This is a genomic window from Micromonospora sp. C31 (assembly GCF_018070575.1).
Taxonomy (GTDB): Bacteria; Actinomycetota; Actinomycetes; order Mycobacteriales; family Micromonosporaceae; genus Micromonospora.
Genome location: NZ_JAGPXN010000013.1, coordinates 28,911 through 45,324 on the forward strand (window position 1 = coordinate 28,911; position 16,414 = coordinate 45,324).

At 73.5% G+C, this 16,414-nt stretch carries 13 protein-coding genes; 9 read left to right on the forward strand and 4 right to left on the reverse strand.

The features are described from left to right. The first annotated feature begins 17 nt into the window (after positions 1-17). The 3 genes from glgA to KBX06_RS18130 all read left to right on the forward strand — a co-directional run bounded on the left by glgA (position 18) and on the right by KBX06_RS18130 (position 2,599). On the forward strand, positions 18-1,217 hold the full coding sequence (glgA, locus tag KBX06_RS18120; protein WP_247686165.1) for a glycogen synthase: 1,200 nt from the start codon (positions 18-20) through the stop codon (positions 1,215-1,217). A 70-nt stretch (positions 1,218-1,287) separates the two neighbouring features. Next, a complete protein-coding gene (locus tag KBX06_RS18125) occupies positions 1,288-1,842 on the forward strand; it encodes a Uma2 family endonuclease (RefSeq protein WP_247686166.1) in 555 nt (184 codons plus the stop codon). Between the two features lie 31 nt (positions 1,843-1,873). Next, positions 1,874-2,599, forward strand: coding sequence for a class I SAM-dependent methyltransferase (locus KBX06_RS18130; RefSeq protein WP_210836376.1), 726 nt, complete (start codon positions 1,874-1,876; stop codon positions 2,597-2,599). Here the strand turns inward: KBX06_RS18130 and KBX06_RS18135 are convergent. Continuing rightward, positions 2,596-3,798: a helix-turn-helix transcriptional regulator gene (locus KBX06_RS18135; protein ID WP_307854674.1), complete on the reverse strand. Its 1,203-nt coding sequence runs from the start codon at positions 3,796-3,798 to the stop codon at positions 2,596-2,598. The genes KBX06_RS18130 and KBX06_RS18135 overlap by 4 nt on opposite strands. After that, positions 3,795-4,019: a hypothetical protein gene (locus KBX06_RS18140; protein WP_210836377.1), complete on the reverse strand. Its 225-nt coding sequence runs from the start codon at positions 4,017-4,019 to the stop codon at positions 3,795-3,797. The genes KBX06_RS18135 and KBX06_RS18140 overlap by 4 nt, the downstream gene beginning before the upstream one ends. A gap of 192 nt (positions 4,020-4,211) precedes the next feature. On the opposite strand from KBX06_RS18140, the gene KBX06_RS18145 reads away from it, so the two are divergent. From KBX06_RS18145 to glgB, 3 genes are all read left to right on the forward strand, one after another. Continuing rightward, positions 4,212-4,439: a winged helix-turn-helix domain-containing protein gene (locus KBX06_RS18145; protein ID WP_210836378.1), complete on the forward strand. Its 228-nt coding sequence runs from the start codon at positions 4,212-4,214 to the stop codon at positions 4,437-4,439. A 350-nt stretch (positions 4,440-4,789) separates the two neighbouring features. Continuing rightward, the gene (locus KBX06_RS18150) at positions 4,790-6,889 is read left to right on the forward strand and encodes an alpha-1,4-glucan--maltose-1-phosphate maltosyltransferase (protein WP_210836379.1); all 2,100 of its coding nucleotides are present in this window, start codon (positions 4,790-4,792) and stop codon (positions 6,887-6,889) included. Continuing rightward, positions 6,877-8,979, forward strand: a complete 2,103-nt coding sequence (glgB, locus tag KBX06_RS18155) for a 1,4-alpha-glucan branching protein GlgB (RefSeq protein ID WP_210836380.1) — start codon at positions 6,877-6,879, stop codon at positions 8,977-8,979. Before KBX06_RS18150 ends, glgB begins: the two co-directional genes overlap by 13 nt. A 252-nt stretch (positions 8,980-9,231) precedes the next feature. Here the strand turns inward: glgB and KBX06_RS18160 are convergent, their stop codons facing one another. Both KBX06_RS18160 and KBX06_RS18165 read right to left on the reverse strand, forming a co-directional pair. Next, entirely contained in the window at positions 9,232-11,256 is a 2,025-nt protein-coding gene (locus tag KBX06_RS18160) for a family 10 glycosylhydrolase (protein WP_374225653.1), read from the reverse strand. Positions 11,257-11,851: 595 nt separating this feature from the next. Next, positions 11,852-12,892 carry an App1 family protein gene (locus KBX06_RS18165; RefSeq protein ID WP_210836382.1) on the reverse strand — a complete coding sequence of 347 codons (1,041 nt, stop codon included), beginning with the start codon at positions 12,890-12,892 and terminating at the stop codon, positions 11,852-11,854. Positions 12,893-13,141: 249 nt separating this feature from the next. Here KBX06_RS18165 and KBX06_RS18170 point away from each other — a divergent pair, with 249 nt between their 5' ends. The 3 genes from KBX06_RS18170 to KBX06_RS18180 all read left to right on the forward strand — a co-directional run bounded on the left by KBX06_RS18170 (position 13,142) and on the right by KBX06_RS18180 (position 16,410). After that, positions 13,142-14,761 (forward strand): hypothetical protein, encoded by a 1,620-nt coding sequence (locus KBX06_RS18170; RefSeq protein WP_210836384.1) that lies wholly within the window; start codon positions 13,142-13,144, stop codon positions 14,759-14,761. A gap of 62 nt (positions 14,762-14,823) precedes the next feature. Next, positions 14,824-15,621: a peroxide stress protein YaaA gene (yaaA, locus tag KBX06_RS18175; protein ID WP_210836386.1), complete on the forward strand. Its 798-nt coding sequence runs from the start codon at positions 14,824-14,826 to the stop codon at positions 15,619-15,621. A 102-nt stretch (positions 15,622-15,723) separates the two neighbouring features. Then, entirely contained in the window at positions 15,724-16,410 is a 687-nt protein-coding gene (locus KBX06_RS18180; protein WP_210836387.1) for a hypothetical protein, read from the forward strand. Positions 16,411-16,414 lie beyond the last annotated feature (4 nt).

Sequence of the window (16,414 nt, forward strand, 5' to 3'; positions counted from 1 at the left end):
GCACTAGGGTGCCGTTCATGAACGACTCCGCCGGGCTGCGCGTCGACCTGCTGACCCGTGAGTACCCGCCCGAGGTGTACGGCGGCGCCGGCGTGCACGTCGAGTACCTGGCCCGTGAGCTGCGCCGACTCGCCGACGTACGGGTGCACTGCTTCGGCGCGCCACGCTCGGAGCCGGGCGTCGCCGCGTACGCCGAGCCGGCCGGCCTGGCCGGCGCGAACGCCGCGCTGCGGACGATGGGCGTGGACCTGGAGATGGCGGCGGCGTGCGCCGGCACCGACGTGGTGCACAGCCACACCTGGTACGCCAACTTCGCCGGGCACGCCGCGAAGCTGCTGCACGGCGTGCCGCACGTGGTGACCGCGCACAGCCTGGAGCCGCTGCGGCCGTGGAAGGCCGAGCAGCTCGGCGGCGGCTACGCGCTCTCCTCCTGGTGCGAGCGCACGGCGTTCGAGGCCGCCGACGCGGTCATCGCGGTCAGTGAGGGGATGCGGCGCGACGTGCTGACCGCCTACCCGGCGGTGCACCCCGACAAGGTCCGGGTGGTGCACAACGGCATCGACACGACGCAGTACGCCCCGGACCACGGCACCGACGTGGTGGACCGGCTCGGCATCGATCCGGCCCTGCCCAGCGTGGTGTACGTGGGGCGGATCACCCGGCAGAAGGGCCTGCCCTACCTGCTGCGCGCGGCGCGCGACCTGCCGGCGGACACCCAGCTCGTGCTGCTCGCCGGGGCGCCGGACACCCCGGAGATCGCCGCCGAGGTGGAGGGCCTGGTGACGGAGCTGCGGGCGAAGCGCTCCGGGGTGGTGTGGGTGGCCGAGATGCTGCCGAAGCACGAGGTGATCCAGGTGCTCACCCACGCCACGGTCTTCGTCTGCCCCTCCGTCTACGAGCCGATGGGCATCGTGAACCTGGAGGCGATGGCCTGCGAGACGGCGGTGGTGGCCACCGCCACCGGCGGCATCCCCGAGGTGGTCGCCGACGGCGAGACGGGGCTGCTGGTCCCCATCGAGCAGGCCACCGACGGCTCCGGCCGGCCGCTGGACCCGGACCGTTTCGTGGCCGACCTGGCGGCGCGGATCAACGAGGTGCTCGCCGATGCGGGCCGCGCGAGGGAGTTCGGGATCGCGGGCCGGCACCGGGCGGTCGAGCACTTCTCCTGGGACGCGATCGCCGCGCGCACCCTGGAGCTCTACCGCTCCGTGCAATGAAGGCCGTCGGCCTTGACCCCACGCGTGTTCGTCGCGGTCGTCACCCCGCCGGGGCCGGTACGATGCCGGCATGAGCGCAGAGGCGGTTGGCAGGTCGATGCCCCCGGTCGTGACGCTCGACGATCTGGCCGCGATGATGGCCGCGGACGAGCACCATCGGTACGAGATCAGCCCTGACGGAGTTCTCTCGATCATGCCGCCGCCGGGATACGCCCATGCGATCATCGCGACCCGGCTCATGGTGTGGCTCGCCCAGGGCGGTGTGCCGGCGGACCGCCTCGCCCAGGCGGTCGGGCTGCGCATCCCGGGCCGCAGCGGCGGGGTCGGCGGGCGCATCCCCGACCTGGCCGTCTGGAGCAAGACCCAGTCCGACGGGGTGTGGCTGCCGGCCGGTGACGTCCTTCTCGTGGTCGAGATCGTCTCGCCCGGGTCCGAGGGCACCGACACGGTGACCAAGCGCGGCGAGTACGCCACGGCCGGCATCCCGCAGTACTGGATCGTGGAGCAGGACCCGGCACAGACCGTCACGATGCACACCCTGGACGGCGAGGACTACGGCGTACGGGCACGCATGCCGCTCGCCTGGGTGCTCAACACCAGCCCCGCCGAGCACGACCTCGGCTGACCGGAGGCGGAGCCGGCGGTAGGGTCGCCGGGTGCCCGATGCGATCTTCGCCCATCCGCTGCTCGCAACGGTCTACGACGCGTTCGACGGGGACCGCGACGATCTGGCCGCCTACCTGGCGATCACTGGCGAACTGAACGCCAGGATGGTGCTCGACGTCGGCTGCGGAACCGGGTCGCTGGCGATCCTGCTCGCCGAACTCGGCCACCCGGTCGTCGGCGTCGACCCGGCCGAGGCGTCACTCAAGGTGGCACGGTCGAAGGATCCGACGGGGAAGGTCCGCTGGATCCATGGCGACGCCACCGCGCTGCCGGCGATCGGGGTCGACCTGGCCACGATGACCGGGAACGTCGCCCAGGTCTTCCGCACCGACGCCGACTGGGTGCAGGCCCTCCGGGGCATCCACGGCGCTCTCCGCCCGGGCGGCCACCTCGTCTTCGAGACCAGACGCCCCGAGCGTCGCGCGTGGGAGGCGTGGGCGGACGCCGCTCCGGTCAGTCGTGACGTGCCGGGCGTCGGGCCGGTGGAACAACGGCTGGAGGTCACCGAGATCGACCTGCCGTTCGTCTCCTTCCGGCACACGTACCGGTTCCTGGCCAACGGTGTGGTCGTCACGTCGGACTCGACTCTCCGGTTCCGCAGCCGCGACGAGGTCGAGTCGAGTCTGGCCGCCAACGGCTACCGGGTCCTCGACGTGCGGGAGGCACCCGACCGCCCGGGTCGGGAGTTCGTGTTCGTCGCGCAACGGTCGAGCTAGACCCTCAGGGTGGCGGCGAGGCGGGCCAGGCCGGCGGGATCGGCGGCGTGCCGGGCCACGGCGGCGACCAGGTCGCGCGCCGCCGGCCGGGCGTGCACCTCGCTGTGCGCGGTGCGTTCGGCGTCCAGCAGCGCCCGGCCCGCCCGGGGCAGGTCGCCGGCGAGGGCGTGCGCGCGGGCCACGTCGAGCAGGTACGCCGCCCGGTGCTCGGGCGGCAGCCACCGCCACTGCTCACCGCGGACCAGCCGCTCGTGGCGTACCGTCGCCGCCCGGACGTCGCCCACGGCGGCCTCGGCCACCACCCGGGCGGCCTCGACCGCCGCCGGCCCGAAGCCTCCGCCGCCGGCCCCGGCCTGCCCGGCGACTGCCGCGGCCTCGTCGAGCAGCCCGGGGACGCGGCGTTCGTCGCCCCGGCCGGCGGCGGCGAGGGCGGCCTGGAGCAGCAGCGTCGCGTGCAGCGACGCGGCATCGTCGGCGCCCGGCGACAGCGCGTCCTCGGCCGACCCGCACGGCGGAAGGCGGCGGGCGGCCACGACCGCCGCGTCCATCGCGGAACGCCGCCGGCCCACGGCCCGCAACGCCTGGCACAGCGGTACGGTCGCGACGGCGGCCAGCCGCGCTTCGTCCCGGGCGAGCGCGACGGTCATCCCCCGGTCGGCGGCCAGCCACGCCAACTCCCCCTGACCGACCTTGACCAGCACCAGGGCGACGAGCCCGTACGCGGACACCAGCAGCTCGTCGGCGACCCGGCCGGGGCGGGCGACCCGCGCCTCGCGGGCGGCGTCGAGCAACCCGGGCAGCAGGCCGAGCAGGATCGGGTACCGGGCGTGCCGGTAGCTCTGCTCGGCGTGGTCGAGGCGGGCCCGCACCTTCGCGACGTCGGGCGGCCGGGGCGACGCCTCGACGTGGTAGCGGGCCAGGGCGGCCCGAACCCGCGCCACACCGGCGACGGCGACGTCCGGTTGCCCGATCCGCTCCGCGAGCAGAACCTCCATGTCGATCCGCAGCGCCTCGGCGACCTCCCGCAGGTGGGACATCCGTTCCGGCGGGCGCACTCCGCGCTCGACCTTGTCCACCCGGCTCTTCGACTTGCCGAGGCGGTCGGCGAACTGCTGCTGGGTCATGTTGCGCCGCACCCGCCACTGGGCGACCCGCCGGCCGACCGGCAGGTCGTGCACCGCCCGGCCCGTCCCGCTCACCGGAGGATCCCGACCACGAGCAGCACGAGTACGAGCAACGCCACCGCGCCGCCGTAGGCGTACTGGCGACGCGTCGACGGCAGCCGCTCGCCGTCGCGCGTCACGCCGCTCGGCTCGGCACGCGACGGATCGGGCACCCGGTCGCCGTCGGGTTGCGGCGGACGACCGCCCGGAACCGGGCGTGCCGGGGGCAGCGGCCCGCCTTCCGAACGCTCACGCATCGGCGCCTCCTCGATTGCGGTGGGGGCGGGGTGGCACGGGGGAACCACCCCGCCCTGATCCGAGGCACTCCGCTGCTGACGAGAGGACCTCTGCCGTCAACTTAGTGTGCAGTGTGTGCAGAGTCAACACACCATGCACAGGATGCTGTGTGCGTGGCAAGATCAAGGGGCTGACGAGAGGCGGCCACTGCCATGCCCAGACAACCCGTATACGAGCAAGTCATCGCGGATGTGATCGCGTCGATAAAATCCGGCACCCTGCAGCCCGGAGACAAGCTGCCGTCGATCACGGAGTTGTGCGGGCAGTACCGCGCCAGCGCCACGCCGATCAGGTTCGCCCTCCGGATCCTCGATGAGCGGGGCTGGATCGAGGTGCACCAGGGCAAGGGCTCGTTCGTGGCGGCGGAGCCACCTTCCTGAACCCCAACCCTTCCACCTTCCGGGCAAAGCGTTCCAGTACTCGGGACAGCAGTAGATCTTGGCAGGAAACGGCCCGCCAAGGGGCCCTTAGGTACCAAGATCTACGCCGCCACCCGGCGCCACCGCCGCACCCGCGCCGCTCGCCCCGCCCGCCCCGCCCGACGCCGCCACCTGGCGCCACCGCCGCACCCGCCCCGCCGTCCGGCGGCCGCCCGCCCCGCCCGACGCCGCTCGGCGCCCACCCGACGCCGCCCGCCCCACCCGGCGGCACCCGGCGCCGCGCGGTGCCGAGGAGGGCGGAGGGGGTGCTTGACCGAGCACGAGACGATCTCGCGCAGTAGGTTGAACCGGTGAGTGGACGGTTCCCGATCGAAGACGTCTCCCCCGTCGTCTCCTGCGGTCGCTACCCGGCGAAGGCGGTGGTCGACGAGCCGGTGCCGGTGTCGGCGCGCGCCTACCGGGAAGGGCACGACGCGCTGGGCTGCAACGTGGTGTGGCTCGGCCCCGACGGGCGGGCCCGCCCGTTCACCCGGATGCGGCCGGGTGAACCGGGCCAGGACCGCTGGCACGCCGTGATCCGCCCCGACGCGGTCGGCGAGTGGTCGTTCACCGTCGAGGCCTTCGGAGACCCGTACCTGACCTGGCAGAACGCGGTCACCAAGAAGATCGCCGCCGGTCAGGGGCCGCAGGAGCTGGCCAACGACCTCGCCGAGGGCGTACGCGTGCTGAGTGCCGCCGTCGACCTGGTGCCGGCCGCGGACCGCGAGCGGGTCGAGGCGGCGGTGGCCGCGCTGGGCGACGAGCGACGGGAGCTGCCCCGGCGGGTCGCCCCCGCGCTGGAGCTGGCCGAACTGCTCTGGGAGCACCCGGTGCGGGAGCTGGTCACCACCGGCGCGGAGCACCGGCTGTGGGTGGACCGCCAGCGGGCGCTCTTCTCCGCCTGGTACGAGTTCTTCCCCCGCTCGGAGGGGGCCGTCCCGGCCACCGTCGACGCGCCGGCGCGCTCCGGCACGTTCGCCACCGCCGTCGAGCGCCTGCCGGGCGTCGCGGCGATGGGCTTCGACGTGCTCTACCTGCCGCCGATCCACCCGATCGGCCGGGTCAACCGCAAGGGCCGCAACAACGCGCTCACCGCCGGGCCGGACGACGTCGGCTCGCCGTGGGCCATCGGCGCCGCCGAGGGCGGCCACGACGCGATCCACCCCGACCTGGGTACGCCGGAGGACTTCCGGGACTTCGTCGCCGCCGCCGCCGAGCAGGGGCTGGAGGTGGCGATGGACCTGGCGTTGCAGTGCGCGCCGGACCACCCGTGGGTGACCGAGCACCCGGAGTGGTTCACCACCCGGGCCGACGGCAGCATCGCGTACGCGGAGAACCCGCCGAAGAAGTACCAGGACATCTACCCGGTCAACTTCGACAACGACCCGGAGGGCATCCGGGCCGAGGTCCTGCGGGTGGTGCTGCACTGGGTCGGCGAGGGCATCCGGATCTTCCGGGTGGACAACCCGCACACCAAGCCGTTCGACTTCTGGCACTGGCTGATCGCCGAGGTGAAGAAGGTCGACCCGGACGTGCTCTTCCTCGCCGAGGCGTTCACCCGGCCGGCGATCATGCACGGGCTCGGCAAGATCGGCTTCACCCAGTCGTACACGTACTTCACCTGGCGCACGTCGGCCGCCGAGATGCGGGCGTACTGCGAGGAGCTGGTCGAGGCGGCCGACTACATGCGGCCCAACTTCTGGCCGAACACGCCCGACATCCTGCACGAGTCGTTGCAGCACGGCGGCCCGCCGATGTTCAAGATCCGGGCGGTGCTGGCCGCGCTGCTCTCCCCCTCCTGGGGCATGTACGCCGGCTACGAGCTGTTCGAGCACGTGGCCCGCCCCGGGGCGGAGGAGTACCTCGACAACGAGAAGTACGAGCTGCGCCCCCGCGACTGGGCCGGCGCGCAGGCACAGGGCCGCTCCCTCGCCCCGTTCATCGCCGTGCTCAACCGGGTACGCCGGGAGAACCCGGCCCTGCACCAGCTGCGCAACCTGGTCTTCCACGAGATCGACAACCCTTCGCTGCTCTGCTGGTCCAAGCACGACGCGGAGACGGGCAACACCGTCGTCGTGGTCTGCTCGTTCGACCCGCAGAGCGTGCAGTGGGGCAACACCACGCTGGACATGCCCGCGCTCGGGCTCGACTGGCACGACCGGTTCACGGTGCGCGACGAGCTGACCGGCGCCAGCTACGACTGGGGGCAGCGCAACGCCGTACGCCTCGACCCCTACCTGCAACCGGCGCACGTGCTGACCGTGCTCCGGCCGACCGCCGATCCCGCCGCCGGCCCGGCGTCGGCGACCGGGGCGCCGGACCTGACCGTCGCCGACGTTCCCGACGACCTCTCGGGCGGCACCGCCCCCACCGCACCCGCCCAGAAGGACGACGCCCGATGGACAAGCTGATCGCCGGTGCCACGCACGACCCGCACGCCACTCTCGGCGCGCACCCGGCCGACGGGCGGACGGTCGTCCGGACGCTGCGCCGGGGCGCCACCGACGTCACCCTCCTCGTCGACGGCGAGCGGCACCGGATGCGGCGGGTGCACGACGTCGGAGTGTTCGAGGCGACCGTGTCGGGCGAGGTGCTCGACTACCGCGTCGAGGTCGACGGGCACCTGCACGACGACCCGTACCGCTATCCGCCCACCCTCGGCGACCTGGACCTGCACCTGATCGCCGAGGGCCGGCACGAACGGCTCTGGGAGGTGCTCGGCGCGCGGGTCTTCGACGAGGGCGTGGCGTTCACCGTCTGGGCCCCGAACGCGCGCGGCGTGCGGGTGGTCGGCGACTTCGCGGGCTGGGCGCCGGACGACGGCTGGCCGATGCGCTCGCTCGGCGGCAGCGGGGTGTGGGAGCTGTTCGTCCCGGGCGTCGGGGCGGGCGCCCGCTACAAGTACCGGATCCTGGGCGCCGACGGGCGGTGGCGGGACAAGGCCGACCCCCTGGCCGCGTACGCGGAGGTGCCGCCGGCCACCGCCTCGGTGGTGCACCACTCCAGGTACGAGTGGGGCGACGCCGACTGGCTGACGCGGCGGGCCCGGCGGCAGCCGCACCAGGAGCCGATGAGCGTCTACGAGGTGCACCTCGGCTCGTGGCGCCCCGGGCTGGGCTACCGGGAGCTGGCCGAGCAGCTCACCGCGTACGTCACCGAGCTGGGCTTCACGCACGTGGAGTTGCTGCCCGTCATGGAGCACCCGTTCGGCGGCTCCTGGGGCTACCAGGTCACCGGCTACTACGCGCCCACGTCCCGCTTCGGCGACCCCGACGAGTTCCGTCACCTCGTGGACGCCCTGCACGCCGCCGGGATCGGCGTGATCCTCGACTGGGTGCCGGCACACTTCCCGAAGGACGAGTGGGCGCTGGCCCGCTTCGACGGCACCGCCCTCTACGAGCATCCCGACCCGCGCCGGGGCGAGCACCCCGACTGGGGCACGTACGTCTTCGACTTCGGCCGCCCGGAGGTGCGCAACTTCCTGGTCGCCAACGCGCTCTACTGGTGCGAGCAGTTCCACGTCGACGGGCTGCGGGTGGACGCGGTGGCCTCGATGCTCTATCTGGACTACTCCCGGCAGGAGGGGCAGTGGCTGCCCAACCGCCACGGCGGCCGGGAGAACCTGGAGGCCATCGCGTTCATGCAGGAGGTCAACGCGACGGTCTACAAGCACCACGCCGGGGTGGTGCTGATCGCCGAGGAGTCGACCGCCTGGCCGGGCGTCACCCGCTCCACCGACGCCGGCGGGCTCGGGTACGGATTCAAGTGGAACATGGGCTGGATGCACGACACCCTGCTCTACACCTCGAAGGACCCGGTCCACCGGCAGCACCACCATCATCAGCTCACGTTCTCCCTGGCGTACGCCTGGAGCGAGAACTACGTGCTGCCGATCAGCCACGACGAGGTGGTGCACGGCAAGGGCTCCCTCGCCGGCAAGATGCCCGGCGACACCTGGCAGCGGCTGGCCAACGTACGCGCCCTGCTGGCGTACATGTGGGCGCACCCGGGCAAGCAGCTGCTCTTCATGGGCTGCGAGCTGGCCGACGACCGGGAGTGGAGCGAGGAGCGCGGGCTCGACTGGCACCTGCTGCACGACCCGGCCCGCGCCGGGGTGCAGCGCCTCGTCGGCGACCTCAACCGCGTCTACCGGGACACCCCGGCGCTGTGGGCGCAGGACACCGAACCGGCCGGCTTCCGCTGGATAGCCGGCGACGACGTCGCCAACAACACGGTCTCGTTCGTCCGGATCGCCCCCGACGGCGCGACCCTGGTCTGCGTGGCGAACTTCTCCGCCCTGCCGCTGGAGGACTACCGGGTGGGGCTGCCGGCCGGCGGCACCTGGGCGGAGGTGCTCAACACCGACGCCCACCACTACGGCGGCTCGGGCGTGGGCAACCTCGGTGCCGTGCACGCGCAGGACGTGCCCTGGCACGGGATGCCCGCCTCGGCGGCGCTACGGGTCCCGCCGCTGGGCGTGCTCTGGCTGCGCCGCGACTGATCCGACGTCGTCAGCACGCACCTCAAACCGCGTACCACGGCCAGGAGCCCCATTCCCGGCGACCAGCCGGGGCCACGACCGACCTCATGAAGATCTTGGTGGGAATCGGCCCCTTGAGGGGCCGATTCCCACCAAGATCTCCGATCATCCCAAGAAGCGGAACGCAACTTCCGAAGGGTGGAAACAGGAGACACCTACGGCCGGGCGGACCGGCACGGCTTCGACCGTACGGCAGCTCTCCATCGGCTCACCTCAGACTCGGGTGATCCGTACGGCGTCGGCGATGACGTACCCCTGGGTGCTGGTCCAGCGGCTGACCCCGACGACCTGGCGCGTTCCCGCGGCGAGGTCGTAGGTGCCCAGCACCCGCCACTGCCCGCCGCCGGTGCGCTGGTCGACCCTGGCCGTCACGGTCCCGTTCGCCGTCGCCACCAGGTACGGCGTGGCGCTGTTGTAGCCGGGGTCGGCCGGGTACCAGACCTCGACCCGGTAGCTGCCCGTGGCGGGCAGGGTCGCGGTGAACCATGCCGGGTCGCTGACCGCCTGCGGGTTGGCGAACCGGTAGTTGGCGCCGTAGCGCGCCGGAAGGTACGACGACGTGCCCCAGGTGGCGGCGGCGGTGAAGCCGCCGGCGGTGGCGTTGTCCACGATCACGCTGAACGTCCCGCCGGTGCCGGTGACGACCCGCGCGTTGCTGGCGGCGCTCTCGTGGTGCAGCCGGTCCAGCGCCGTCACTAGGTAGCGGTACGTCGAGCCGGCCGCGGCGGTGGCGTCGGTGAACGTCCCGGTCGTGCCCGAGGCACGGACCGTGCCGAGCAGGTTCCGGGCGTCGGCCAGGTCGCAGGCGTCGACGGCGCCGTCGCCGGGCAGCCGGTACACCGCGTACGCGGCCGTGCTGCCCGTGGCGCCGCGCTGCCAGCTCAGGGTCACGCCGCCGGTGCCGCGTACCGCCGAGGTGAGGTTCGGTGCGGCGGGCGCGGCGCCGCCCACCCCGGCCGGCGCCAGCGCGGGTCGGCGGTAGTGGTCGGTGGCCACCCGGGAGACCGCGCCGATCCGGTCGGCGCGGACGTCCTTGGCGCTGAAGTGGATGTCGCCGACGATCCTCGGGTGGCTGCGGTTGAGCGTCAGGTGGTCGGTCAGCTCGGTCGGGTCCTGCCAGGCGGGGTCCTGTCCCGTCGCGCCGGAGCGGTAGGTGGCCTGGCCGACGAGCAGTTGCACGTTGGTGCCGGTCACCGTCTCGGACCACCAGCGCACCAGCTCCGCGTAGTCGGCCGCCGGGTGGCCGATGTGCCAGTAGATCTGCGGGGCGATGTAGTCGACCCAGCCCTGGCGCACCCAGCGGCGGGTGTCGGCGTAGATCGCGTCGTACGACTGGAGGCCGTTGGTGCGCGAGCCGAGCGGGTCGGTGCCGGCGTTGCGCCAGATGCCGAACGGGCTGACGCCGAGCTTCACCCACGGCTTGACCGCCCGGATCTTGTCGCGCATCTCCCGCACCAGCAGGTTGACGTTGTTGCGCCGCCAGTCGCCGATGTTGCTGAAGCCGGCGCCGTACTGGGCGTAGGTGGCCTGGTCGGGGAAGGCCACCCCGCTGACCGGGTACGGGTAGAAGTAGTCGTCCCAGTGCACCGCGTCGATGTCGTAGCGCTTGACGGCGTCCATCATCGCGTCCTGCACGAAGGCGCGGACGGCGGGGATGCCGGGGTTGTAGTAGATGTGTCCGCCGTAGGAGACGGTCCAGCCCGGGTTCTTGCGGGCCGGGTGGCTGGCCGCCAGCTTGCTGAGGTCGGTGTGGTTCGCCACCCGGTACGGGTTGAACCAGGCGTGGAACTCCAGGTTGCGGGCGTGCGCCTCGGCCACCATGAAGGCCAGCGGGTCGTAGCCGGGATTGCCGCCCTGGGTGCCGGTGAGCCACTGCGACCACGGCTCGTACGTCGACGGCCAGAACGCGTCGGCGGCGGGGCGGATCTGGACGACGACGGCGTTCATCCGCCGCTGCTGGGCCAGGTCGAGCCAGCCCCGGTACTCCGTTTTCTGGGCGGCCTGGGTGAGCCCGGTGCGGCTCGGCCAGTCGATGTTGGCCACGCTGGCGATCCACATGCCGCGCAGCTGCCGCTTCGGGGTGGCCGGGTCGGTCACGCAGGCCGCCTGGGCGGCGACCGGCACGGCCTCCGGCGTGGTGGGACGGGAGACGGGGGCGCCCGTGGGGACGGCCGCGCCGAGGGCCAGCGCCGCCACCAGTGCCGCGCCGGGAAGGAATCGACCAAATTCTCTGCGCACGAAAAGATGTTCAATGTTGTCGGGCCGTTGCGCAAGTATCCTTCAGCACTTTCACCGCGCGAGGTCACGGCCACACCCCACGGTGAACGTCCGGTCAGGCATCCCGTGCGAAATCCTCTGCGGCCCCGCACACCCGCTCCTGGCCGACCGGGACCGCATCGCGGCGTGACGGAGTGTCACTTTCCGCAGATCGCCCCCTGCCTCACTCGGTGTAATCACCGCTCCGCCTTGTGTCAAGCATCCAATCCTGGCCTCCGCTGCCAGACGGCGCACTGAGCAGCGACTTCGAGTCGGCAGACTTGACCCCACCTTGACACCGCCACGCGCCCTTTGCTCTGCATCCCCATACGCACCGATTACTTATCGTGTCCGGTGCGGATATGTATGCAGAGCAAAGGGAGCGGAGCGAGGTTAGGCGAGCGCTGCGGATAGACACTCTGCGTGATCGAACGGCTTTCACAGGTCCGCAGGCCGGGCCGCTCGATGGGTGCCTTGTCGTCATGGGCGGACCGACGAGAACCGGGTTGAGCTCAAGCCCGCTTCACGCGGCACCTGGCACGGCCCAGCGATGAGGTGAGGTGGGTGGGCGGCGGAGTCAGACCAGGCCGGCGCCGCGCAGCAGCTTCCACAGACCGGCACCGTCGGGCGCGGAGAGCCACTTCTGCCCCACCGGCCCCGCCGACGACTCGCCGGCCGGGGTGGGCAGGCTACCGGCCAGCACCGCCTGGGTGGGCGAGAGCCGGCGGATCGCCACCCCGGCCACGTTCTCCGGGTGGGCGGCGGCGAACTCGCGGTAGATCTCCGGGTCGTGCTGCCCGTCGTCGCCAACCAGCAGCCACTTCACGTCGGGGAACTCCCGGGACAGCCGGGCCAGGGTGACCCGCTTGTGCTCACGCCCGCTGCGGAACCAGCGGTCGGCGGTCGGCCCCCAGTCGGTCAGCAGCAGCGGCCCGGCCGGATAGAGGTGCCGGGACAGGAACCGGGTCAGCGTCGGCGCCACGTTCCAGGCGCCGGTCGAGAGGTAGAAGACCGGGGCGCCGGGATGCGCGGTGACCAGCCGTTCGTAGAGCACCGCCATGCCGGGCACGGCGTTGCGGGCGTGCTCGTCGAGGACGAACGTGTTCCAGGCGGCGAGCAGCGGCCGGGGCAGCGCGGTGACCATCACCGTGTCGTCGATGTCGGAGAGGATGCCGAAGCGCACCTCCGGGTCGAGGATGCGCACCGGCGCCTCGACCGGGTCGGCGTCCGGCAGGCTGATCCGCACCGAGCCCCAGCCGGGCGGCAGGTCCGCCTCGACCATGGCGTCGACGAACCCGCTGCGGTCGGCGCGCGCCTCGTGCCGCGCCCCGCCGGCCTCGATGGTCACCGTGACGTGTTTGGCCGGCAGCGTGGTGAAGCTGCGCCAGCCGCGTACCTTCTCCAGCCGGCCCTGCTGGCGGGTGTCCGGCCGGCCCAGCAGCACCCGGCACATCACCCGCACCCAGCCGGGCGAGCCGTAGCCGGTGTAGGCGACGATGTTCGTCCGCCAGCCGGTGCGCCGCAGCCGGCGCTCGACCAGCGAGTGCACGGCGTCCTCGATCCGCGCGGCCCGGTGCAGGTTCGGTACGGCCAACTGGCCGGCGGGAGTGGGTGGCACGTCAGCAACCCTGCCACAACCCGGCCGCCTCGGCCACGCGAGGCGATCTTCCCCGCCGCCTCGGCCAGGGGAGGCGATCTTCCCCGGCCGCCGGGAAGCCCGCCGCCAGGCCCGCCGTGATCCGGCAGATCGTCCGCACTGCGCCGATCTGCGGCGGAGCCTCGGTGACCGGCCCGTCCTGCCGATCCGCCCCGGCCGACCCCGGCGGCGTGAAACACTCCGGTCGGGACGACGACGGGGGCGTTGGTCGTGTCGCAACCAGTGCGCAAGCGTGGGCGGTGGCGCCCGCAGCTCGACCGGCCGGCGTTCGTCGCGCTGCTGCTCGGGTTCGCCGGGGTCGGCTACCGGCTGGTCCTGACCCTGCACACGGTGCCCGTCTCCAACAGCGACGAGGCCACGTTCGGGCTGGCCGCGCTGCACATCGCGCAGGGCCGTGAGCTGCCGGTCTTCCTCTACGGGCAGCGCTACATGGGGGTGCTGGAGTCCTACCTGGCCGCGCCGCTGATCGCGGCGGCCGGGCCGAGCTGGCCGCTGCTGCGCCTGCCGCTGCTGGTGCTCTACGCCCTCTTCCTGTGGTTGATCCACCGGCTCACCCGGCGGGTCTGCTCGCCCTGGTTCGCCACCGGGGTCGTCGGACTGCTGGCGCTGGGCGGGGAACGGGTCGTCCGCGACCAGCTGACCGTGGTCGGTGGCCGTCCCGAGGTCAAGGTCGCGGTGCTGCTGATGCTGCTGACCGCGGTGGGACTCGCCCGGGGAACGGTGCGGCACCGCCGGCTGGCCGTCGGTCTCTTCGGCCTGCTCGCCGGGGTGGCCGCCTGGTCGGACTGGCTGATCCTGCCCTACCTCGCGGTGGCCGCGCTGGCGCTGCTCTGGGTGGCTCGCCGGGAGCTGCTCGGTTGGGCCGGGGTGCTGCTGCTGGCCGGGTTCGCCGTCGGGATCGCGCCGATGATCCGGGACAACCTTCTCGCCCCGCCAGGCGAGGACTCGCTGTCGGTGTTCCGCGAGATCAGCACCCGCACCGGGCCGACGCCGCCATGGTCGCGGCGGCTCGACGGCGGGCTGCTGGAGGGGGTGCCGCTCGCCACCGGCCTCTGCCCGGTGGACGGCTGCGCCCGCTGGCAGGGCTGGTTCGGCCTGCTCTACCCCGTACTGCTGGTGGTCGCCGCCGGGCTCGCCGTCGTCGCGTACCGCCGGGCCGCGGGCGCCCCACGCGGCGAGCGGGTCGGCCCGGTGGTGCACCTCGCGCTGGTCGTGGGCGCGGCGTTGACCCTGATGTCGTACGTGCGCAGCCCGCTCGCCGCCACCAGCCCGCTGGACAACGCCCGCTACCTGTCGGTGCTCCAGCTCTCCCTGCCGGCGGTGCTCTGGCCGCTCTGGCTGGCGGCCGTCGCCTGCTGGCGGGGCACGGTCGGGGCGCTCGGCCGGCTGGCCGGGGCGCTCGCCACCGCCGTGCTCGCCGCGCTGACCGCGACCATGCTGATGGTCACCGTGCTGTTCGCCGTCACCGGCGCCGGGGCGTCCCGGGTCGAGGAGCGGCAGGCCCGCGAGTTGGCCGACCGGCTACGCGCGGGCGGCCCCCGCGAGGTGTACGGGGACTACTGGACCTGCAACCGGCTGATCTTCAACACGGCCGAGTCGGTGGTGTGCGGGGTGCTCGACGACAGCCTCACCCCCGGGCAGAACCGCTACCCGGCGTACTGGCGGCAGGTGGGACGGGCCGACCGACCCGGGTACGCGCTGGAGACCGGGTCGGCGGCGGAGCGGCGGCTGCGCGGGCTGCTGGGCGACCGGGCCGACGCCGCGCTGGTCGCCGAGGTGGGCGGCTACCGCGTGTACCACCCGCAGACGCCGGTACGGCCGTGGCGGTAGGGCCGGCCCGTACGCTGGCCGCACCGGCGCGCGGATGCCGCGCCGAGCCGAGGAGTCCACCGATGCTCATCCTGCTGCCGCCCTCCGAGGGGAAGGCCGACGCCGGCACCGGCCGACGGCTGGACCTCGCCCGGCTCTCCCTGCCGGAGCTGACCGGCGCCCGGGAGGAGGTCCTGGCGGCGCTGGTGGCGCTCAGCGCCGACGGCGACGAGGAGGCGGCCCGGGCGGCGCTGGGGCTCAGCGCGGGCCAACGCGGCGAGCTGCGCCGCAACGCGCGGCTGCGGGCGGCGGCCACCGCGCCCGCCGGTCGCGTCTACACGGGGGTGCTCTACGAGGCGCTCGACCTGGCCTCGCTGCCGGCGACCGCGCAGCGGGCGGCCCGCCGGTCGGTGCTGATCAGCTCGGGGCTCTGGGGCGCGGTACGCCTCACCGACCGGATCCCGCCCTACCGGTGCCCGATCGGGGCGAGGCTGCCCGGCGTCGGCGCGTTGTCGGCGTACTGGCGACGGACGCTCGGGCCGGCGATGACCGCGGCGGCCGGCGACGGGCCCGTGCTCGACCTGCGCTCCGGCGCGTACGCGGCCAGCTGGGCGCCCCGGGGCGAGGTGGCCGAGCGCACGGTGACCGTCCGGGTGCTGCACGAACGGGAGGTCGACGGGGTGCCCGTCCGCTCGGTGGTGAGCCACTTCAACAAGGCGACCAAGGGCCGGCTGGTCCGCGACCTGCTGACCGCGGGTGCCCGGCCGCGTACCGCCGACGGGCTGCTGACCGCGCTGCGCGACCTGAAGTATCCGGTGCTGGAGCAGCCCGGCCCCACCGGCCGGCCACGCCAGGTCGACGTGGTCGTCACGGAGTTGTAGGACACCCGCAAGATTTCCTCAAGGCTGGGGCCGATCGGTTTCCCCCTCGGCGTCGGCGGGCCACGGTAGGAGGACCCCCGACGCCGACAAGGAGTGCCTGAGTTGGCTCCCGAACAGATCCTGCTCGACCGGCCGCGCCTGCCCTCGACCCCGCCGCCGCTGGACTGGTCGACCCTGGCCGACGCGTTCGAGGCCGCCTGCCTGCTGCGCTGCACGCCCCCGCCGGCCGTCGCCGGCACCCGCCGGCCGGTGCCGGAGCCCCGCCCCCCGTCGGTGGAGTTCAACCGGGAGGAGGCGGCGCACCGGATGGGACAGCTGCTCGGCCGCCTGGACGTCCCCATCGAGCACGAGGTGACCGTCGGCGGTCTGCGCCGCCGCTTCGAACTGCACCGGCTCTCCGTGCCGATCGAGCACCGGCCGGCGTACGCGCGGACGTTGGAGGCCGGCTGGCGGCAGGGCCGGCGCGAGCTGTTGGGCGGGCCGGTCCCGGGCGCGTCGACCGTACGGCGGTCGTGGCGGCCCCGGCTGGCCGCGGCGGCCTGGCGGGCCGCCCTGCTCGCCGGTGGGCGGCACGTCCGCCGGCACATTCTCGGCGTCCGGATCACCGACCGGGAGCTGGCCGCCATCCTGGTACGCGGTGCCGCCCTGCTGGACGTGCCGGCGCTGCTGCGCCCCGGCACCGGGTGTTACCTGGTCTGCGTCGCCGACGGCCCGGACCGGCAGCGGATCCTGCACAGCACCGCGCTGGATCCCGCCCCGGCTGCGCGGGCGGTCATGACTGCCGGGTGAGCCC

What these genes read in the sequence shown, in the direction of transcription:
- glgA (WP_247686165.1), top strand. Translation starts at nt 18, where the DNA reads ATGAACGACTCCGCCGGGCTGCGCGTCGACCTGCTGACCCGTGAGTAC.
- KBX06_RS18125 (WP_247686166.1), top strand. Translation starts at nt 1,288, where the DNA reads ATGAGCGCAGAGGCGGTTGGCAGGTCGATGCCCCCGGTCGTGACGCTC.
- KBX06_RS18140 (WP_210836377.1), bottom strand. Translation starts at nt 4,019, where the DNA reads ATGCGTGAGCGTTCGGAAGGCGGGCCGCTGCCCCCGGCACGCCCGGTT.
- KBX06_RS18145 (WP_210836378.1), top strand. Translation starts at nt 4,212, where the DNA reads ATGCCCAGACAACCCGTATACGAGCAAGTCATCGCGGATGTGATCGCG.
- glgB (WP_210836380.1), top strand. Translation starts at nt 6,877, where the DNA reads ATGGACAAGCTGATCGCCGGTGCCACGCACGACCCGCACGCCACTCTC.
- yaaA (WP_210836386.1), top strand. Translation starts at nt 14,824, where the DNA reads ATGCTCATCCTGCTGCCGCCCTCCGAGGGGAAGGCCGACGCCGGCACC.